Source organism: Bacillus sp. FSL W8-0645 (assembly GCF_038007905.1).
GTDB classification, from domain to species: Bacteria; Bacillota; Bacilli; order Bacillales; family Bacillaceae; genus Bacillus; species Bacillus pumilus.
Genome location: NZ_JBBOYC010000001.1, coordinates 1,140,951 through 1,160,542, shown reverse-complemented (window position 1 = coordinate 1,160,542; position 19,592 = coordinate 1,140,951). Strand labels below are relative to the sequence as shown.

Sequence of the window (19,592 nt, the reverse complement as noted above, 5' to 3'; positions counted from 1 at the left end):
GCGTCCGTTATGATCAATTATGAAATTGAACAAAAAAGATTACATTTAATTGAGACCGCAAAAAAATTCGGGATGAATGCCGAAGAAACCATCAGGTGCAGTCAAGAGCTTGACACACTCTTAAATAAAGGCAGCAAATACACCTCGAATGAATGCTCTAAAAAAGGGTAAACCATACACCTCAACCCTCTCATCGAAAGCTTTCAAAAAGACAATCACACATTAAAAGACCCATCATAAGCTATGGTGAAACGCCCAAAAACAAAGTGCCTTATTTTTATAAAGGATGTGCACCGCTATGCCGGCTATTGTTGGAGCCTTTAAAGTAAATGCCGTCGGAACGAGCGGAGTCGTTCATGTTGGAGACTGCATCACCATTTCTCCAAATAGTCAGGTTAAAACGTTTGCTGGCGCAGGCAGTTTTAACACTGGTGATCAATTGCGCATTAGCAACTATAAAAGTGTGACAAATACGTATGACAGTGATGTCATTGATCAACCGCTTGTTGGTAACTTGTAAGGAGTGAGAATCCGTTGAACTTCTATATTAATCAAGCGATACAAATTAATTATTTACGCGTGGAGTCTGTCAGTAACTCATCTGTTCTGCAAATTGGGAGTGCTGGATCAATCAAGGCGCTTTCCAACCTGTATAACACAGGCAGCTACGTAGAATCAGCACCTGCCGCAGCAGGCTCACAAGGAATTGAAGAATCCCAAGGCGCAAGCACAGCACCTTTTGTACCGCTTCAGTCACCAACAACTTAAGTTCATCTGCAACCCCCGGAGGTGTATGTAAATGTATGACTATCAAAGCAACGCTTCACAAGTGTATGGCATCATTCAAAAACAAACACAACAAATCATGATGCTTGAAAAAAGGCTTAACGAGCTTCAGCAGGAAATGCAAATGATCAAAGATAAACCGACAACGAATATTGAACGGATTGATTATCAATTTGATCAACTGAAAATCGAGCGGCTGGAAGGTACATTGAATATCGGCCTCAATCCATCTGATCCAAACAGTGTTCAAAATTTTGAAGTGGGCCAAACAACACCCCCGGGCATTGGTATGATGCAGCAAGAAACGGCTGATCAATTTTTCAATCAAACACGCCAGCTTGTCGACGCATTCTTAAACGAAGAAGCGCCAGAACTTCTTGAAGAACTAGAGCAGCGATATGAAGGCTCTCTTGATGAAAGCAATAAACACCATATCATTGAGGACATTCGCAAGCAAATTGACAGCAGAATCAAATACTATGCAGGACAGCTCCCGCACCGGGAAGATATGACCCCGCTGCAACGTTCAGAGCAAATTGCTGAATATGTGAAGCATGATGTCAAACGGGCAATTGAACACTTCTTAGCCCATATTCCAAATGAAACGAAAGGAGAGGAAAACGGATGAATTTCACAGTCGTCAACCGCAACATCGAGACCGGAAGCATTAAAGTAGTTGGGGTTTCGTCCTCTTCCCTATTTATCATCGGGGACACAGATCACGTACAATTATCCTCCATTTTTGATACACCGCCAGAATCTTTGATCATTGGCCCGTTTGTTCCTCTGGCTCCTCGATAATGATAAAGCGCACATCTCAAGTGAAGTTCACGAAGGTGAATTCTGTCGGGATCTCAAGTGTTGTTCAAATCGGCGATACGCAGGAGCTATGCCCGAAGGTCAAGGTGTTAGCTGTTCAACGGACGCTTAGTTTGTTTTATGGCTATGAAGCAGAAAACTTAAATGCGAAAGAATTTGAAGTATATTTTGAGCCGATTCCATTGATGCTGCCAGAACGATCAGTTAGAACGGCATTTTACCATGAAAAGCCTGTGATTAAAGTTTCTTCGATACATGTAGAAGGGGTATCATCGTCCTCTGTCTATCAAATCGGCTCTACTTGTAGAATGAATGCCGTTGCGCGAGTGAAGCATATTCGAGAGTTATTTAGCAACGACGAAAGTCCGCCAAACTCACAAATGGACCTACCTGCGCATATGATGGTGATATGACTTCGAATAAAGGATGTCGATTATGCCAGCAATTGTCGGACCCATTTACATTAACTCTATTTCTGGAGGCGTCGTAAACGTCGGTGACTCATTCTACTTGTCGCCTAAAAGTTCGTCGAAATCTGCTTTAGGCTCTGGAGCGGGAAATACCGGAGATTTCTTGATATTAAATAATGGCATTAGCGCCACCAACTATGTGGATCCTGACTTAAATGATCAGAATATGGTAGGCAATGCATAAAGCAGCTCCTCTACAGTCATTTCATGAGAGGAGCGCTTTTTATGCTTATTTTTTTCTGTGTTGTCTCGATTTTTTTGTTTTGACCAGCTTGCTTGCGGGCTGTTTTCGAATCCATTTGATGTACGAAGCAAGCTTTTCATCCTGCCTTAGTGCATCAAGTGTGTTTAAGCGCACGGCAAGCTCCTGGTTTGTAAAGAGGGCATGCACTTGTTTATGGCAAGGGATACACAGGAAGGCAGTCGGTAAAAAAGCCCCACCTTCTTCTCTTGGTGTTAAGTGGTGTTCTGTGAGCAGGACATGTTGTCTTCCGCACAGCTCACATAATCCAATGGTTTGCTTTGCCACCCTGTCATCACCTCAACATTTACATTAATTCCATTGAGACCGTTGTCCCTTTCCCGCTTGGATCTGCTGGATGGACAATCAGTTTCTTCGGTAGTCTCATTTTCAATTCTTCCACGTGGCTAATAACACCAACTGCTAAATTGTGAGACTGAAGCTTTTCTAATGCGGTAATGACCGTATCAAGCAAGTCTTGATCGAGCGTACCGAATCCTTCATCAAGGAAAAAGAATTGCAGCGGGAATTCACCTCTCAGCTGAATTTGTGCAGAAAGAGCAAGCGCAAGCGCCAATGATGTCAAGAAGGTTTCCCCGCCGGACAAGCTGGACACGGGACGCCTAACACCGCCATTTGCATCATCACGCATAACAAAGCCGCCTTCTGAGTCGACCTCAATCGCATATCTTTGTCTCGTCAACATACCTAAGCGGGCGGATGCATCACGACTGACACTTTCCAGCTGTTCTTCTGCTAAAAATTCAACAAACGTATTCCCTTTAAAAACAGTTTGCAGTTTATCAAGGCGATCAATTTCTTCCTGCAGTGCTTCCAATCGTTCATGAATACTTGCAAAGCGCTGATGATTCTCTTCAATCACACGCAGGTGTTCATGTGCGGACCCACTCATTGCTGTCGCTTCTTCCAATGCTTTTTCAGCTGCATCTTTTCTGTGCTGAATGTCCGTCCACTGCTTTTCATCCAGTGACTCTTCTTTCAGTAATTCAGAAATTCGCTTTAAGTTTGCGGCACATTCCTTTCTTTTATCCTCAAACTCCTCAATTTCCTGTTTGACCGATTGACGTACTGGCTGTTCCATTGAAACAGACTCAATTTCCTGCGGCATATGAAAAGGAGAAGATTCTGCTTCTTTTTCCCATGCTGCTTCTGCTTCTTGTTTTCGCCTGTTCGCCTCTTGAAGCTGACGCTCACTGCTTGAAAAATGACTTTGCGCCTCACTAAACAACTGCTGCGCGTGCTGCAATTGCTTGTACGATTGCTGCTCTTTTTCATTAAGAAGAGAAAGGGTGTGTTCAACCTCTATAAGTTCATCAGAAATAGAGCCAGCTTTTAATGGATATCGGCCTAAATCTATTTCATATTGTTGGATAAGCTGATGCTGACTTTCTAGCTGATGCGCTAGTTTATCAAGTTCTTTCTCGACATTGTATATCACTGTCTGCAGCTGCTCTTTTGCTAGCTGTTTTTCTTCCAAAAACGAAATGCTTTTCTCAATACGTTCTTTATAGCCTTCCGCTTGTTGGTCCTTTTCATCGATTTGCTTTTGCATTTCTTGTACTTGATTCAATGTAAGATGCGGGAAGGTCTGTTCAAATTGAGTCGTTTGCTCTGAAAGCTCAGCATCAAACTCTTTGATCAGCACCTCTAATTCTTCGATGCGCTGCTGTTCAAAAGTCAATTGCTCTTTTATCTTGCTCATCTCTGCTGCTTGATCATGCGTTTCATCCATTAAACGAGCTCGTTTATGTTCAACTTCTTGAATATCTTGCTTTATGCCTTTCCATTCTTGCATTAGATCCTGCAAAGACTGCGAATTTTGTACTGTTTCTACTGCTGCAGCGACTTCCGCCCCAGGGGCTTTCTGAGATAAGAAAGCGAATTGCTTCACTAATTGATTGGCATGCGTTTCGAGAAGCTGCTTTGCGGCATACATGTCTCTCCCATACTCCTCTGCCTGCTTGAGCTCTTTGTCCATCCGTTGAATGACTTCATCAACTTGTGCCACGGTTTCTTCATGGTCATTGGATTTCAAAGCCTTTGGATCATGATGAATCGACCCACAAACCGGACATGGCTCACCATCTACTAGCTCTGCCGCTAATTCTTTTCTTAATTCTGCCGCCCTTACCGCATCTCGCTGCTTTAATTTTTCAAGTTTCTGTTGTTGTTCTTTTTGACTCCATTCTGTCAGAGCTCGTTCGAGTTCACATACATAAAAATAGAGGTGTTCAATTGCTTGAAACGATTGGTCTATTTTTTCATGATGGTCGCTTTGCTGCTTTTGAAGCTTTTCATATGCTTCTGAAGTCTGTGAGGCTCGCTTGTTGAGCTCCTCCAGTTTTTGCTTTTCCTTTTGAATACTAAGGTTTATTCTTTCAACATTTTCACTTAAACGTAAAGCATCCTGTACACTTTTGCGTTCTTTCACTGAAACTTGTAACTGCTCCAGCTCATTCTTCAGCTGTGTTTGTTTCGTTAGTGCACGCTCTAATAGAGATTGGAGATTCTCCGCTTCTTTCTTCTTTTGGAGGAGTTGCTGCGCTTTTTCATTTTTTTGGCGCTCTATGCTCGTCTTTTCCTGAAGAGCTGCCTCTTTTTTACGTTCAATTTCTTTTAGCTGAATCAGCTGTTCTTTCTTTTGGAGAAGGTCTGGCTCTGTCTCTATTTTCTTTTGCCGGGCTTGCTCATACTCCCGCGCCATTTGATCATAGATCGTTCGTTGATGCTGCATCTGCTTTTCTGCTCCCTGTTTCTCTTTCGATGCTTGAGAAAGCTGTTTTTCAGCCTTTGTCAATGCATCCGCATAAGGCTTTAGCGTCTCTGCCTGCTCTGCGATATGGAGCTTCGTCTTTTTCTCTTCTATTGATGGTGCCAGTAAATTCAGCTTGTTTTGTTCAGTCTCGTAAGCTTCTTGTTCCTTTTGATACTGCCAGATCGCTTGCGCCTTTGTAAAAGCAGTGAACGCTTCGTCCCGCGCTTGTTTTTTCTCATGAAAAATAGCCTTTGTCTGCTCAGCTGCTTCCTTTGCTTTTGCCAGCGCCTCTGGACCAGCTTCTCCTAAACCATTCAGTTCAGCCAGCAGTTCATTTTTTTGCCCATAATGTTTTTGAGCCTTTGCACGCAATCGCTTGACGAGTTGATCCCCATATTTCTCCAAGTTAAACAACCGCTGAAGCATTTGACGTCTGTCTGTCCCTTTGAGTGAAAGAAATTCTGCAAACTTCCCTTGAGGTAAGACAACCGCACGGGTAAAGTCATCAATGGTTAATCCGAGTAGTTCTTCTACTTTACGATTCACCTCACTCGCTTTATCTGCGAGAACTGTCTGCGTATCACCGATTTCAATTAGGCGGCATAATGTCGTTCTGACTTTCATTTCATCCGCTCGTTTGAAAGCACGTTCAACTTTATAAAAAATGTGGTGTTCCTTTTGCAAAGCAAATGTAAAGGAAACCGACAGCTTTTCTTCCGCTTGGTTCAAAATACCATGTGTATTATTTAACGCACGCTCCACTTTGCCATAGAGTGCCAGTGTCATGGCGTCTAATATGGACGACTTTCCACTTCCTGTCGGTCCAAATATGCCAAACACACCCGCATCACATAATGAGCTAAAGTCAATTATTTGTTCTTCTCTGAAGCTATGAAGTCCTTTAATGGTCAGCGTAATCGGCTTCAAGTCGCTTCCTCCTCTTGCATATCATTGGCTAGCTCTAAAAACAGTTTGACTGTTTTTTCATCAGGCAGACCGCCACCTGTCTGGCGCTCATAAAACTTCACGAACCTCTCTTCGATCGAGAGTTTTTCCACTTGCTTTTGCTCTTCTATTTGCTGTAGTTCTTTGAATTTTGGACGAATGTGAACAAATCCACTATGCTGCTTTCGGAGCTGATGAATCTCTTCAATAGAGAGCTGATCTGTTAAATGAATCTCTAGATCAATCCATGCCTGAAGATCCCGTTTTTCATTCAGCCACTCGTACACTTGACTCAGTCCCTCAGTCGCCTTCCATTTCATAAGTGGTTTTCCGCTTGATAAAAACACTTCTTTCCAGCTCGCTTTTTCATTCGGTTTTGCCTCCACAATTGTGACTGATTTGGCATAGCCTGATTCAGAAAAGCTATAAGCAAGAGGTGATCCAGAATACCGGGCAATCGTTTTGGCACGTTTGATCGTTTGCGGGCGGTGCAAATGACCGAGGGCAACATAGCAAGCGGCTTCTGGCAGACTTTCAGCCGCAACAGTATATGCGCCGCCTACTTCAATCGGTCTTTCTGAATCTGTTTGACTTCCCCCTGCCACATAAATGTGGCTTGTTGCCATATTGACCGTATCCGGTTGAAATTGATTACTTAAATGTTGAAATGCTTGCTGAATCTTTAAATTGTAATGATCACGAAGCAATTTCTCTTCAAATGTTTCAGCTAGCACCTCATTTAGTCTCGCCTCAGACGGATAAGCGAGTGCTGCAATGGATAAACGTTCATCCGCAGAAGGAACATCGACACGGATGATGTCATTTGTCGGATATCCAATTAAATGAATCCCTTGATCATTTGTTAAAGGTGATGCGGCTGATAAGCGATCCGGATTATCGTGGTTGCCTGAAATGACCACTACCTGGCGTTTTCCTTTATCAGATAAAGCAGATAGACTCTCATAAAAAAGCTGCTCTGCTCTAGCAGGTGGATTCACTGTATCAAAGGCATCACCGGCCATCACAATGACATCAATGTGTTCGTCTTTCACGATTTGATACAGTTCATCTAAAAACTGTGCTTGCTCATCAAGCCGGCTTCGACCTTCAAGGGTTTTCCCTAAATGCCAATCCGCTGTATGCAGAATCCTCATGTGATTCACCTCTCATTCCGATACATTTATAAAGAAATTTCTAAATTCCCATCGAAGAAATAGAGAATTTTCTCCTCTAATGTTCTGTTTGTCAAACGTTCTACAGCTTTTGCATATAAGGCTATTTGGGTTTCATAACGCTTTTTCAAGATCGGTTCAGCAGCGTCAACTGTATATCTGCCTTGTACTCTATCAGTTTTATAATCTAGTAAATATAGCTTTCCATCTGTTTCAAATAAACAGTCAATCATCCCTTGAATCAGAACAGGCTCTCCCTCAGTATCAATATGACTGTATACCTCTTTAACAGGTAACACCATACTAAATGACACCTCTCGTTTCACCCAGTCCGCTTTTAGCAGTTTTTGACCAATTGAAGTAGAGAAGAAAGCAGCAATTCCCTCTTGATTTATTGACTGGATCTGCTCATCTGTTAGCAAGTCTCGCTGCTGTAAGGATTCGAGCAAGTGTCCTATACGTGATTCATCAGAGGGCTCCTCAGAAGGAAGCGGGATATGCTGCATCACTGTATGCATTGCAGTGCCTTGTTCTGCGGCAGTGAGTGTTTTTTTCTTCATGAAAGCCGGCCGGTCATACAATGTTGCACGAGCTTTTCGAATAGAAGAAGGAACACTGTACTCATCCTGTATTTCTTTCATTCTTTTTATCTCGGAAACAGACTGCTTTGTGCCGACTTGCGAGGCCGCTAGATACGGATATTTCCATGAGAGCCTCTCTGCCACCTGCTCATCAGCATCACCATATCCTTCAACAGGCAGACCATTGATCAATGCTTGTACAATCTCGTCTTGCTCATTCTTTTCAAGTGACATATCTTCCTTTAAAAGATCAGAAGCTTGCGTAAATGAGATAGTGAATGTAGACGGATGCGAAAGAACAACATCTCCTGTTTCTTCTAAAACAGATGACATCGCTTGATGACGGATGAGGGCAGGGCCAATGAAATCTAAGTATGTTTTCGATTGATACCGTTCAAAATCAGGGAGCAGCCACTCTTCTCCGGTTGCGGCATTTTGCCATTTGCTTAATGCTCTCACCTGATTTTTGACAGAGCCGACCAGAAATAATTTTTCTTTAGCCCTTGTGAGCGCTACATATAGGACCCTTAATTCTTCAGATAATAACTCTTTTCTCATCTTTTTTTTCATCGCCACAAGCGGTAATGTCGCATAACTAATTCTCAGCTCAGGATGGATATACTTGCTTCCAAAGCCTAGTTCTTTATCAAGTAAATAAGACTGGTTTAAGTCCATCATATTAAAGTTCCTGCCGAGCCCTGCGGTAAAGACGACTGGAAATTCTAATCCTTTACTGCTATGGATCGTCATCATGCGCACAACGTCCTCTGTTTCACTGAACGTTTTTGCCGCACCAAGATCATCCCCACGCTCCTGCATTCTTTCAATAAAACGAAGGAATCGAAATAGCCCTCTAAAGGCAGCTTTTTCATATTGCTTGGCCCGGTCATAAAGGGCACGAAGATTCGCCTTCCGCTGCTTACCTCCAGGCATCCCGCCAACATAATCAAGATACTGCGTGTCACGGTAGACTTCCCAAATTAATTCTGCCACCGAATGATTGATAGAAAAATCACGCCACTTGCGCAGTAATTGGAAAAATCGCTCTAGTTTTTTGCATGTAGGGTGATCAGAATGCGTCACACTCATAAATGCCTTTACAGCATCATAATACGTGCCTTTTTTATCACTTGTTCGAATCAGTGCCAATTCATTTTCGTCTAAATAAACAATAGGTGATCTTAAAACAGCAGCAAGCGGGATATCCTGATATGGATTATCGATGACTTTTAACAAAGAAAGAATGACAGACACCTCTGTTGCTTCAAAATAACCAGAGGAAAGATTCGCATATACAGGGATTCCCTGCTTCTTTAATTCCTCCATCATTTGCGGAGCCCAAGGCATAGATCGAAGCAAAATGACAATGTCACGATACTGTAAGTTACGGGTCATTTGCTGCTTTGCATCGTACACTTGAAATGGCTGCTCCACTAATTCTTTTATTTTTTTAGCAATGATTCTCGCTTCAAATTGGACGGTCTCGAGCTCTTCTCGCTCTTCGCCGGGTTCTGTTTCCTGCTGATCTAAGTGGACAAGAAGCATTTCTGTCGTTGTATCTTTGCTTTCTGGATAACTCGCTCCAAGCTTTAATTCAGCTTGTTCATCATATTCAATTTCTCCAACTGTTTCCCCCATCAGCTGCTTGAACAAAAAGTTCGTACTATCTAAAACATCTGAACGGCTGCGGAAGTTTTTATTTAAATCGATCCTCTTCCCTGTTTCTTTGCCGTCTGGTTGAAAGTGTTTATATTTGTTTAAAAAAAGCATGGGCTCAGCCAGTCTAAAACGATAAATAGACTGCTTTACATCACCAACCATAAACAGATTGCCCTCTGCAGAATGTTTCCCCTTAGATACAAGCTTTAAAATCGTTTCTTGTACAAGGTTTGTATCCTGGTATTCATCAACGAGTACTTCTTCAAACTGCTGTTGATAGTACTTGGCAGCTTCTGTTTCGATCAAATGTCCTTCTGCATCCTGCTCCGCTAAAATGCGTAAGCAATAGTGCTCTAAATCCGAAAAGTCGACAATTGACTTTTCCTGCTTCGCTCTTTCGAAACGCTCACCAAATTGGATCACAAGCTCTACAAGTGTCTCCACAACTTGCTTCATTTCAGCTAAGCTTTTTAAATGCTGGGCAGGACTGCGCATGAAATATTCATCTTTTAGTTTTTCTAATTGTTTTTTTGCTTGATTACGTGCATCTGTGGCTTTTTCTATTAAAGCAGGGTCATATTCGTCCCCTTTGCACGTTTTGAGCCTTTTAAAATTGACGTTCGGCAAAAGCTCATAAAGCTTCTCAAAATCATCTTGATGACGGATTAATTCATTAACTTGCTCTAAATCATCTATAAAATTCTCTGCTCTCGGTGCTGGGCCGCTCGGTTCTTTTGATAGCGAAAGAGCTCGTTCAAGCAGCTCCTGGCAGCTCCGGAGAACGAGAGAAAGATCTTCTTTGATATATGGATAAAACGGTAATTCTTCTACTTTTGTTTGAGCATCTACATCATAAAGTGAAAGAAATGCCCGCATCCATTGCTCCGGAGAAGGATGAGATCTCGAAAACTCATAAATTCTCTTCACGAGCCATTGCAAATCTAAGTCGTGACGGTCAGACGTGTAACGATCAACCAATTCAAAGAATGATGGCTTTCCAGCCTTATATTCATCCTCAAACAGTTCGTCTAACACTTCATCTCCTAATAGTTCTCCTTCTGTTTGGTCAGCCAAACGAAAGCCTGGATCAAGATCAATTTCATAGTAAAAGGTGCGCAAAACCTGCAAGCAAAAGGAGTGCAAGGTTGAAATATTGGCTCGATTCATGAGGGACAGCTGCCTTCTCATATGAAGAGACCCAGGGTTTTTGGCTAATTCTTTTTCAAGTGCTTCTGTGATCCGATGCTTCATCTCTGCCGCAGAAGCATTTGTAAAAGTCACAACGAGCAGACGGTCCACATCAACTGGATGTTCAGGCCGGGTCATTTTTCGAATCAGGCGTTCAACCAAAACAGCTGTTTTACCTGACCCAGCCGCCGCCGCAACCAAGATATCTTGTCCTTCTGAAACGATGGCTTCCCACTGGTCATCCGTCCACGTACTGTTATTCGGTTTTGGTATTTGCATACTGATCCCCTTCTTTTTTGATCCGTTCTATCACAACATCATCCTTTTCAGAGGTGAGCACCCTAAAATCATTATCTTCTATTGATTCATCGAATTGGCAAATAGACTTGAATGAACAAAAGCGGCAAGGTGTTTGATCCTTTAATTTATATGGATTAATTGCGACCTCTCCATTTGTAATTCTTTCGCCTGCTTCTTCAAATGTGCGCCGAACGTGTTGTGTGAGTATATGGAAATGATCTTCACTTAAAACTGCCGAATCAGAACGGAAAGACCCATCCTTTTTCAAACCGGCTTGAATGACTTGCGATCTACCTGAATCAAGCGTTTGATCCATTAGCTTTACTGCTTCCACATCTTCAAGCAATAAACCCTTCATTTTAAATTTCTTGAATATTTCCTGCTCAATTTCATCCTCTGCAAGTGGAATCGGTGCTTGAATGAGCGGATCATGAATATGGAAATATAAAATGCCAGCAGGCGTTGCTTCTACGCCGAGCCACTCTTTCGAATACGTAATGGTTAGGTCTAAGTATGTGAGCATTTGCAAGGCAAGACCATAGTATACTTCTGCTAGGTCAAGACCTTTCTCACTGGATTTGTAATCGACGATTCTTAAAAGCAGCCCTTTTGAACCTTCTGCTTTATCTACCCTGTCAATTCTTCCGACAAGCTCCATCGTGCAGCCATTCTTTAATTGAAAAGTAAACGGCGGCAAAGGCCCTTGGCCCCCAAAACCTAACTCAAGCCCTACTGGAGAAAATCCACTCAATTTGGCATGTTCACTTAATATAGAAGAGACTCGAATTAAGATTTTCTGAAGCTTTTCTTTAATATAAGCATGCCGATTAGAGCTTAATAGAATCTCCTTTTGAAGACGCGGAGCAAGCTGTTCGATTGCATATCTTGAGTAGTTTACACAATCTTCCTTCGTTAGGTTTTTCCAATCCTTTTTTTGTTCAACTAGCGTATCTGAAATATGCTTCAAAGCCGAGTGAAACAACTGGCCAATATCGGGTGCTTCCAATTTGTAAAATTGTCGATCCTTTAGTTTTAAACCGTGGGAAGCAAAGTGAGAAAATGCACACGCATTGAATTTCTCCATTCTTGAAACACTGCCCTGAATATGGTCACCGTAAAGTTCTTTTGTGACATTAGGTTTTAATGGCTGCGCTCGATTTGTAAAAAACAAACTTGACATGATGTTTTTTGATACATCCCGATGAGGAGATGTCATTAAGTAGTTATAGACACTCCACCATACACCGCTAATGGGATATTGATTGAGCCATTGCTGCAGCTGTGAGACGGTATACGACAACGAAACATGCTCATTCGCTACAAATTTTAATTGCTCCTCATCTTCTAGCTGTTCTGGATCTAACACATAAAGAGCCTGCTGATGATTTGGCATAAGCTCTTGGCAATACTTGATGAGTGTCGAAGGCAATAGAGAACGTCCTTCTGCATCAGAAGCCGCATAGGATAGATACAAATGTCGGGATGGACTTGATAACGCTTGGTAAATTAAAAATTGCTCATCTAGCAGCCGTTCCTTTCCTGTCTCTGCTAGCTCTGCTCCTGCTCGTTTTAACCATTCTCGGTCATCCTCAGACAATACACTCTCATCAGAGGGGCGTGCGGGAATAACGCCATCATTTACACCAATGATAAACGTACACTTCACTTGATACATTCTGGATAAATCCATACTTCCGATAAATACTTGGTCGAGTGAAGGCGGAATCAAAGCGAATTTTAGAGAAGCTAATCCTGTATCTATCATCTGTTGGAATAAAGGAAATGAGAGCTCTTCGTCACCTAGCATGTCAACAAATTCATCCATTAATTGAATCACCGCATCCCATACTTGCCCGTGCTGCATTGCTTCAGCTAATCGACCTGCTTCTTCAGCCTCAAGCCTCGCTTTTTCAAGCTTATCTGGTACTTGTATCTCTTCTAAAAAGACATAGACAGCCTCTACCATGTCCCTTACCTTTTGCGCTTTTTTGAGCCTTTTTTGCAACTGGTAAAGCGGGGGCGCGATCCATTCTTTGACGTCATTTAGCATTTGTTCCATTTCAATTTCTTGATCTGTTTGTCCGAAATCCTCATCTAATGATTGGAAACGCCTGTAATGAAACCGGGAACCGTTTGTCCAGCGCTCTCCTTTTACACCATAAGCAATACAATAGTTTTCAAGCTGATCTGCATGCTCTCTCGCTTTGTTCTTAGTGATTTCAGCCGGAAATAAGAACTCTGTTTTCACGCAGCGAAATACCGCTTCATACCGCCAATTTCCTTTTATGACATCCAAGCTCGAACGAATCAATTCGATGAGCGGATGATACTGCATCGATTCATTTCCATCAATAAAAAAAGGAATATCGTAATCTCTAAAAACCTCTTTTAACGTATCTTTATAGTCATCTACATGCCGCGCTACAATCGAGATATCTCGCAGTCTGAGTCCTTTTTCTCTCACTAAATCAAGAATATCTCTTGCTACTCCCTCAATTTCAGCTCGTTTATTTGCACTTTTAGACACTGTGAGATGAGGGGTGTTTTCCTGATATGGCTGCACGGGCCGCTGCTCATATTGGTGTTCTAAATAAGCAAGATCTGGTGTATAAAGGTGCCGATGATTTCTTTCAAAAATGTTTTCAGAAATGTCAGCTCCGCACTCTTTAGCAAGCTGATAGAGCTGGAAATACGTTTTACCTGTCATACGAAATAAATCAAGTTCATTTGGCTGCCTATCATGATAGGATCGATCTACTGTGAAAGCCGCAGTTATTTTTGCTGCATGCAGCAAGAGCTGTTCAATGACAAGAAGCTGCTGCGGTGTAAATTGATAAAAACCATCTATATAGATGTGTGCTCCTTTTATTTCTTCAGCTGAAGGAATTTGCTGGGCAAGAAGAGTCAAATAGTCTTCTGAGTGCACATATTCATCTTGTAAATGCTGCTCCATCTGCTGATAAAGAACATGGAGATCATGCAATTTTTCGGCTGCCCGTCTTTCTTCTGTATACTCTGAATGCATGCTAGACGCTGAAATTTTCTCAATATCCTCCGGCAGCATACAGTATCTTTTGAATTCAGCTATCGTTTTTTCGATTTGCTCCACAAACCCCGGCTTATCACTCGCTTTTTTGAATACTTTAAACTTGTCTTTCTGCTCTTCAATCACTTTTCTTAAAAGCATTTGAATTCCTGTGCTTGTCACAAATTGCCGGTTCGCTCCACCAGTCTGCTGTAAAATAGACCAAGCAAGACGAGTGAAACTAAATACTTTAGCTCTGATCATTCCACCAGCTTCAGACGTTTTCGCAAGCTCATATTCCATTAAAAATGTCATTTGATCCGGGACTAAAAAAATGATTGGCGGACCCAACGGATCAAGCCGAAGCTGTTCTTTGATTTCCTCTAAGATTGCAGTCGTTTTTCCACTCCCCGATCTGCCTGCTAAAAACTGAATCTCCACGTTCCACAACACCTTTCTTATGTACTCATATTCTAGCGAAAATAAAGGTAAATAGCTATTTTCCGATCACGTTCCCATTCTCCTTTCTGAAAAAAACATAGGCACCTTTCCTCACTCTTTTCATATCATAAACCATCATGAACTAAAAGGAGGCTGGCAATATCATGTATTACGGTTACTATGACTACTCGCCTTATGACATGCGCCAAAACACAAGAATCATTTCAGACCTTGAGAAAGCGATCAATGGTGAGTATTCTGCGATCCAATGCTACGAAAAACTTGCCCAAAAGGCAAAAAATCCTGAAGCAAAGAAGATCATTCAAGAAATACGCCAGGATGAAGTCAGACACTATCAACTATTTTCAAAGCTATATTATTCTTTAACAGGTAAAAACCACAAACCAAGCGTAACAGAACCTTGTCCAGACCAATTCAGAGAAGGACTTATGTTTGCCTTTAAAGATGAACAAAAAACGGTCGATTTTTACTTAAGCGTATCAGACTATGTCCGGGATCAAGGAACAAAAGAGCTAATGAAACGTATCGCTCAAGATGAGCAGCAGCACGCTGTATGGTTTTTATATCTTTTAACGCACCATGCATCATAGATAGTCCTATTTTAATAGGAGATCGTATGTTCCGTCAAAAAATGAAATCGATATTTCGTTCATTCAATCTGTCAAAGAAAGCGCTAAATATAGCAAAGCCTCACATCCCTTCCTTATTTTCAAACGAGAAAATGAGAATTCGACCATTAAAAAAACTCCTCTGCCACAAAGAGCAGAAGGAGTTTTTTATCATCTTTTAATGAAATTTTGCTTCATTGCTTTGCTGCTGATGCTTGAGAATCCCATCAATTGATAACAGCTTACTGCCACTAAGAGTTAAATAAAGCGCCATGACGAAAAGCGAAAGTTCAAATTCATAACCACCAACAAATCCTTTAGAAAAACCAACAGTGATAATCGCTACTGCCATAATTGGTACGAATAATGCTGCGAAAATACGTGTTCCTAGACCTAAAATCAAGGCGATACCACCGACTAGCTCAATTGTCTTGACAATGTAGGCCATGAATTCAGGTACACCGATTTGTCCGAAGAATGCTGCTGTGCCTCCCAGCCCTTCTTGATATGCCTGAAGCCCATGTAAAAAGAAAATAATACCTAAAATAACGCGTACAAAAAGTGTTCCTATTTCTTGATTTGTTTTCATATAGTGATTTCCTCCTGTTTTTACACTACATAATGTAATGTTAATAAGTAAAAAAATTAGTAATTAAGGTTGAGCATAATCATTAAGACCACCATCAGAATCGCTGAAGTGACGATTGGAATCATTGGTACATTAAAAGGAATATTGTAAGTAGGATTTAAAATTTTTTGTATTCTTAAATTCAATGCCCGATCCCCAAAGGACACCGCAAACTTTGTTTGTTTTTGAAACTGGGTTCTCTTTTTAATCAGCTTCAAAAGGGCCTGCCCTACTCCAAGCTCAGTACCTGTCTGCTGAATGGCATAGTCATCTGCAATCACTTCACGAAAAACAGAGTAGCTTTGTCTCATATGCTTTAACACTGGAATGTACCAAATGACTTTTGTGAGCATTGAGAACATGAAAGCCTTTAAAGGATCATAGCTGTATTTGTGATGCAATTCGTGATGAACAACAGCGTCAATCTCTTCTTCATCTAGCATGTCCATGAGAGCTGTTGATAAATAAACCTTTGGGTGAAGCATCCCCATTGCAAAAGCAAGCGGTTCATGACAATGAAACACGATGATGTCATTGGCATATTTCTCAGATAAAGATTCGGTCGACTGGTGATCGACTGCAAGCATCAGATTTTGCTTGAATTGAATGTACTTTTTGATTTGTTTCGTCATATAAAAAATCGCAAAACCCAATGTGTAAAAGACTAAGGCATCCAGAAAGTATTTTAAAGGAGTGAATCCATAGAATTCGAGCACAGACTGGCATACATGGATCAGGTTATATGCTTGATTCCAGCCAAAAAAGCTTGAAAGCACGTAATACCCCATCTGATAAAAAATGGCTAAACCAATCAATATACCGCCTGAAAACAGCAGACTCGACTTCATTTTATTCATTTTGCTGCTCCTCTTTTTTAGACGCTAGCCGTGCTTCTAGTACTTTGAGTAATTCAGGATCAGCACTTTCAATCGCATCCACCATATGATTCACTGCCAGTGGACCGAAATCGTCCATCAATCCTTGTGTAATCCATTTTGTTTGCTCATTTAGAAATTCTTCTTTTGTTAAAATAGGATTATAAATAGATGAGCGCCCTTTTGTTTTTTTCTCCACAATTCCTTTTTCGGTTAAGCGGTTCAGCACAGTCATCACGGTGTTGAAATTAATCGGCTTCTCATCTGACAACTTTTGCTGCACCTCTTTAATCGGCATATCCTCACCTTCATAAAGGATCTCCATAATTCTTCCCTCTAAAGGACCAAAAAAACGATTCAATCCCTTTTCATTATATTTAAAAGAAGGAATTTTCATGTTATCACCTCACACTAAGCATTGTAGTGTAATTGAAAATGATAGTCAACTGATAACATAAATAGGGGAAAATCGTTGTATATTGACTTTGTTTTTGGTAAAAATTATATCTTTCTTTATAAAAATATACTAACCATTTAGCGATAAGATAATCTTATGAAAATAGTGAAAAAATTCGTATTTTATTTATAGAGACTTTTGTATTATAGTGAAGTTAACAACATTTCACTTACTGAACAAACATATAGGAAGAAGGTTTACATGTGATGAAACAAGGAAACAGCCTTCGAACCGATCTCATTCTCATTGCGATAAGCGGTTTAGGTGGATTTCTTTTGTCTTTAACAGGTATGTCTATTGGCTGGATGGTAGGTACATTAATTACAGCAGCTTTTATTGCTATGCGCCGCCCCACCCTGTTTCAGCGTAAAGGAACCAGCACCTTACGTATTCACAGCAGATGGCTGCTCCTTGGTCAATTCATTCTCGGAATCGAACTCGGACAGAAAATGAATATGAAGGTCCTTCACATTTTCGCTGAAAATTGGCTCCCTGTGAGTTTCATGCTCGTCTTTTCTATTCTACTGGCGATGCTCTCAGGCTTTGTCTTATGGAAGCTGAGCAAAACAGATATGCTGACAAGCTTTGTCGGAACTGCCCCCGGCGGTTTATCCGCTATGCCGGGGATTGCCCAAGAGGTGGGAGCCAATACAGCTGTTGTGAGTCTTGTGCAAACGATACGTGTATTAATGGTTGTACTCACTATCCCATTTACAGTGTTTTATTTAAATACAAAAAACCAAGCGGATGCGGCTGTAGTTACGCAAGGGAGCGCTTTTTCTTCGGGTGTTTTCACCCTTTCAAACATCTCTTGGACCGCTGCGCTTATTTTAGGTGCCTGGCTCATGTCACGCCTAACAGTTCGTCTTCATTTCCCTGCTCCTTGGCTGATCGGCAGCATGCTAGGCGTCGCAGCTCTTCAAGTTGGTGCGGGCGCACTCATAGGTTATGATTTGATTCCTTATTGGCCGGCACAAGCGAACATTGCGTCTCAAGTATTTCTAGGTGCAACCATTGGTTCAAAAATGAATAAAGAGATGTTTGTCGGGCTAAAAAACACTCTCATTGTGGCTGTCGTCAGCTCAGCTGGGCTAATTGCTGCGACTGTCCTCAGCTCTATTGCCATTGCTGAAATCACAGGTATCTCTGTCATTACAGCCATTCTTGCTTTTTCGCCTGGCGGTATTGCAGAGATGGCAACAACTGCAGTCACACTGCACGAGGATTCTACCTTTGTTGTGGCTGTACAAGTCGTCAGAATTATTCTCGTTATTGCAATGCTGCCACCGTTTTTCCGGTTCTTACACCATGTATGGGCAAAAAGGCAGCCTGATTATAAAGCCGCAAAATAAAAAAAGAGACGCTTTGCATGTGCAGAGCGCCTTTTTTTATTCGCTGGTATTCCTTTTGACACCGACAACTTGATCCTTTGAAATGGTGCCAAAATGCCGGCTGTCGAAGCTATGTATTCGGTTATCTCCGACTACAAAGTAATGATTGTTTTTGATTTTATCGTCTCCTGTGATGGCTTTCAGCTGAAAATCCCCTGTCAGGACGTTCCCCATTTTATGTTGTTTCTGCTCTTTTAAATAAGGTTCCTTCTTTTTTTCACCATCGACAAATAACTGATCATCTTCATACTTGATCGTTTCTCCTGGGAGTCCAATGACCCGCTTGATCAAGATTTGATTTTTAGGTCCGTGAAATAACACATAATCAAACCGGCTAATTTTCGTGAGTTTTGGCGAGAACTTATTGATTAATAATTCTGTTCCATCTGTAAAAGTTGGGTCCATACTAACCCCTTCTACTTTGTACGTGACAAACATGAAATTCTTTACTTGGAACAATAAGACGATGCCTGTAATAATCATCAACCATAGCAATGGCTTCTTTTTCATTAAGAGCCTCCTTTGTCCTCACGTTTGCTCATTCGAATGTTCAATCTATTTTCTACTCTCTTTCCAACATACCATAATAACGCAATAACTAGAACCGCAAAAACACTTCTTAACGGATTCTTAACTAAAGCAGAAAGATCATAACCAATAAAACTAATGATAAAGAGCATGACACACTTGCCCGATAAAGTAGCTAATGAGAATTGCCAAAAACTAATTCTTGATAAACCTGCTACAACATTGACGGCAGCAGAGGGCGTGAAAGGAAAGCAAAGTAAAATAAATAATGGACCAAACCCCCGCTTCTCCACCCAAAGCATCAATTTTTTAATGGAAGGATGCCTGCTGATAAAGTTGAGCATTCTCATCTGTCCAAATTTTCTGATCAGTAAAAAGACAAGAATAGACCCTGCACTTGCGCCAATCCAGGTCAATAAAAATCCTTCCCAAAGACCGAATGCATTTGCATTCGCTACAGCAAACGCAACGAGTGGTAAAAACGGAAGAAATGCTTCTATTAAAGGGAGCAATATGGCCACAATCGGTCCAAAGGCCTTGTAGCTCTCAAAAAATGATGTGATATTTTCGTGAGTAAATAGAGAAAGAAATGATGTCAACTTGTTTGACTCCTTCAAGATTTGTCTACTTTTCATTTTACATGGAAAACATAAAAATATACAAATGAATCCCCCCCTTGAG

General features: G+C 41.3%; 19 protein-coding genes. 9 read left to right on the top strand and 10 right to left on the bottom strand.

The genetic code is table 11. From position 1 onward, the window contains the following. Window positions 1–9 precede the first annotated feature (9 nt). The 7 genes from NST39_RS05755 to NST39_RS05725 all read left to right on the top strand — a co-directional run bounded on the left by NST39_RS05755 (window position 10) and on the right by NST39_RS05725 (window position 2,259). On the top strand, window positions 10–171 hold the full coding sequence (locus NST39_RS05755; protein WP_065098894.1) for an aspartyl-phosphate phosphatase Spo0E family protein: 162 nt from the start codon (window positions 10–12) through the stop codon (window positions 169–171). A gap of 127 nt (window positions 172–298) precedes the next feature. Then, window positions 299–520: a spore germination protein gene (locus NST39_RS05750; RefSeq protein WP_003211745.1), complete on the top strand. Its 222-nt coding sequence runs from the start codon at window positions 299–301 to the stop codon at window positions 518–520. A gap of 14 nt (window positions 521–534) precedes the next feature. Beyond that, window positions 535–768: a spore germination protein GerPB gene (locus tag NST39_RS05745; RefSeq protein WP_034323585.1), complete on the top strand. Its 234-nt coding sequence runs from the start codon at window positions 535–537 to the stop codon at window positions 766–768. Between the two features lie 31 nt (window positions 769–799). Continuing rightward, entirely contained in the window at window positions 800–1,414 is a 615-nt protein-coding gene (locus NST39_RS05740; protein WP_217012831.1) for a spore germination protein GerPC, read from the top strand. After that, entirely contained in the window at window positions 1,411–1,587 is a 177-nt protein-coding gene (locus NST39_RS05735) for a germination protein GerPD (protein WP_003210893.1), read from the top strand. The genes NST39_RS05740 and NST39_RS05735 overlap by 4 nt, the downstream gene beginning before the upstream one ends. Beyond that, window positions 1,587–2,018 carry a spore germination protein GerPE gene (locus tag NST39_RS05730; protein WP_065098896.1) on the top strand — a complete coding sequence of 144 codons (432 nt, stop codon included), beginning with the start codon at window positions 1,587–1,589 and terminating at the stop codon, window positions 2,016–2,018. The genes NST39_RS05735 and NST39_RS05730 overlap by 1 nt, the downstream gene beginning before the upstream one ends. Window positions 2,019–2,040: 22 nt before the next feature. Then, entirely contained in the window at window positions 2,041–2,259 is a 219-nt protein-coding gene (locus NST39_RS05725) for a spore germination protein (RefSeq protein WP_003211468.1), read from the top strand. A 45-nt stretch (window positions 2,260–2,304) separates the two neighbouring features. Here the strand turns inward: NST39_RS05725 and NST39_RS05720 are convergent, their stop codons facing one another. From NST39_RS05720 to addB, 5 genes are read right to left on the bottom strand one after another with little or no spacing between them, the layout of a single operon-like run. After that, the gene (locus NST39_RS05720) at window positions 2,305–2,604 is read right to left on the bottom strand and encodes a hypothetical protein (RefSeq protein WP_044139870.1); all 300 of its coding nucleotides are present in this window, start codon (window positions 2,602–2,604) and stop codon (window positions 2,305–2,307) included. 19 nt (window positions 2,605–2,623) lie between these two features. Further along, a complete protein-coding gene (locus NST39_RS05715; RefSeq protein WP_341027445.1) occupies window positions 2,624–6,019 on the bottom strand; it encodes an SMC family ATPase in 3,396 nt (1,131 codons plus the stop codon). Next, entirely contained in the window at window positions 6,016–7,191 is a 1,176-nt protein-coding gene (gene sbcD, locus NST39_RS05710) for an exonuclease subunit SbcD (protein ID WP_113768392.1), read from the bottom strand. The genes NST39_RS05715 and sbcD overlap by 4 nt, the downstream gene beginning before the upstream one ends. A gap of 26 nt (window positions 7,192–7,217) precedes the next feature. Next, a complete protein-coding gene (gene addA, locus NST39_RS05705) occupies window positions 7,218–10,916 on the bottom strand; it encodes a helicase-exonuclease AddAB subunit AddA (protein WP_341027443.1) in 3,699 nt (1,232 codons plus the stop codon). Beyond that, window positions 10,894–14,403: a helicase-exonuclease AddAB subunit AddB gene (gene addB / locus NST39_RS05700; protein ID WP_341027442.1), complete on the bottom strand. Its 3,510-nt coding sequence runs from the start codon at window positions 14,401–14,403 to the stop codon at window positions 10,894–10,896. The genes addA and addB overlap by 23 nt, the downstream gene beginning before the upstream one ends. A 164-nt stretch (window positions 14,404–14,567) precedes the next feature. On the opposite strand from addB, the gene NST39_RS05695 reads away from it, so the two are divergent. Next, window positions 14,568–15,014 carry a ferritin-like domain-containing protein gene (locus tag NST39_RS05695; protein WP_044139865.1) on the top strand — a complete coding sequence of 149 codons (447 nt, stop codon included), beginning with the start codon at window positions 14,568–14,570 and terminating at the stop codon, window positions 15,012–15,014. 196 nt (window positions 15,015–15,210) lie between these two features. Here the strand turns inward: NST39_RS05695 and NST39_RS05690 are convergent, their stop codons facing one another. Genes NST39_RS05690 through NST39_RS05680 form a run of 3 tightly spaced genes read right to left on the bottom strand, consistent with a single transcriptional unit; the run spans window position 15,211 to window position 16,932 of the window. Continuing rightward, the gene (locus NST39_RS05690; protein ID WP_065098902.1) at window positions 15,211–15,621 is read right to left on the bottom strand and encodes a DoxX family protein; all 411 of its coding nucleotides are present in this window, start codon (window positions 15,619–15,621) and stop codon (window positions 15,211–15,213) included. 56 nt (window positions 15,622–15,677) lie between these two features. After that, window positions 15,678–16,517 carry a M56 family metallopeptidase gene (locus NST39_RS05685; protein ID WP_217012827.1) on the bottom strand — a complete coding sequence of 280 codons (840 nt, stop codon included), beginning with the start codon at window positions 16,515–16,517 and terminating at the stop codon, window positions 15,678–15,680. Further along, window positions 16,510–16,932: a BlaI/MecI/CopY family transcriptional regulator gene (locus NST39_RS05680; RefSeq protein WP_003210872.1), complete on the bottom strand. Its 423-nt coding sequence runs from the start codon at window positions 16,930–16,932 to the stop codon at window positions 16,510–16,512. Before NST39_RS05680 ends, NST39_RS05685 begins: the two co-directional genes overlap by 8 nt. Window positions 16,933–17,198: 266 nt before the next feature. Here NST39_RS05680 and NST39_RS05675 point away from each other — a divergent pair, with 266 nt between their 5' ends. Next, complete coding sequence (locus NST39_RS05675) at window positions 17,199–18,344, top strand: AbrB family transcriptional regulator (protein WP_185107650.1); 1,146 nt, start codon at window positions 17,199–17,201, stop codon at window positions 18,342–18,344. Between the two features lie 36 nt (window positions 18,345–18,380). Here the strand turns inward: NST39_RS05675 and lepB are convergent, their stop codons facing one another. Both lepB and NST39_RS05665 read right to left on the bottom strand, forming a co-directional pair. Beyond that, window positions 18,381–18,893 (bottom strand): signal peptidase I, encoded by a 513-nt coding sequence (gene lepB, locus NST39_RS05670; RefSeq protein ID WP_041815362.1) that lies wholly within the window; start codon window positions 18,891–18,893, stop codon window positions 18,381–18,383. After that, complete coding sequence (locus tag NST39_RS05665) at window positions 18,893–19,510, bottom strand: TVP38/TMEM64 family protein (protein ID WP_080772985.1); 618 nt, start codon at window positions 19,508–19,510, stop codon at window positions 18,893–18,895. Before NST39_RS05665 ends, lepB begins: the two co-directional genes overlap by 1 nt. Between the last annotated feature and the right edge of the window lie 82 nt (window positions 19,511–19,592).

Excerpts from the sequence above, each read along its gene's own strand:
- NST39_RS05725 (WP_003211468.1), top strand. The coding sequence starts at position 2,041 with ATGCCAGCAATTGTCGGACCCATTTACATTAACTCTATTTCTGGAGGC.
- NST39_RS05730 (WP_065098896.1), top strand. The coding sequence starts at position 1,587 with ATGATAAAGCGCACATCTCAAGTGAAGTTCACGAAGGTGAATTCTGTC.
- sbcD (WP_113768392.1), bottom strand. The coding sequence starts at position 7,191 with ATGAGGATTCTGCATACAGCGGATTGGCATTTAGGGAAAACCCTTGAA.
- NST39_RS05690 (WP_065098902.1), bottom strand. The coding sequence starts at position 15,621 with ATGAAAACAAATCAAGAAATAGGAACACTTTTTGTACGCGTTATTTTA.
- NST39_RS05755 (WP_065098894.1), top strand. The coding sequence starts at position 10 with ATGATCAATTATGAAATTGAACAAAAAAGATTACATTTAATTGAGACC.
- NST39_RS05675 (WP_185107650.1), top strand. The coding sequence starts at position 17,199 with ATGAAACAAGGAAACAGCCTTCGAACCGATCTCATTCTCATTGCGATA.
- NST39_RS05735 (WP_003210893.1), top strand. The coding sequence starts at position 1,411 with ATGAATTTCACAGTCGTCAACCGCAACATCGAGACCGGAAGCATTAAA.
- lepB (WP_041815362.1), bottom strand. The coding sequence starts at position 18,893 with ATGAAAAAGAAGCCATTGCTATGGTTGATGATTATTACAGGCATCGTC.
- NST39_RS05750 (WP_003211745.1), top strand. The coding sequence starts at position 299 with ATGCCGGCTATTGTTGGAGCCTTTAAAGTAAATGCCGTCGGAACGAGC.
- NST39_RS05685 (WP_217012827.1), bottom strand. The coding sequence starts at position 16,517 with ATGAATAAAATGAAGTCGAGTCTGCTGTTTTCAGGCGGTATATTGATT.
- NST39_RS05680 (WP_003210872.1), bottom strand. The coding sequence starts at position 16,932 with ATGAAAATTCCTTCTTTTAAATATAATGAAAAGGGATTGAATCGTTTT.
- addA (WP_341027443.1), bottom strand. The coding sequence starts at position 10,916 with ATGCAAATACCAAAACCGAATAACAGTACGTGGACGGATGACCAGTGG.
- NST39_RS05740 (WP_217012831.1), top strand. The coding sequence starts at position 800 with ATGTATGACTATCAAAGCAACGCTTCACAAGTGTATGGCATCATTCAA.
- NST39_RS05695 (WP_044139865.1), top strand. The coding sequence starts at position 14,568 with ATGTATTACGGTTACTATGACTACTCGCCTTATGACATGCGCCAAAAC.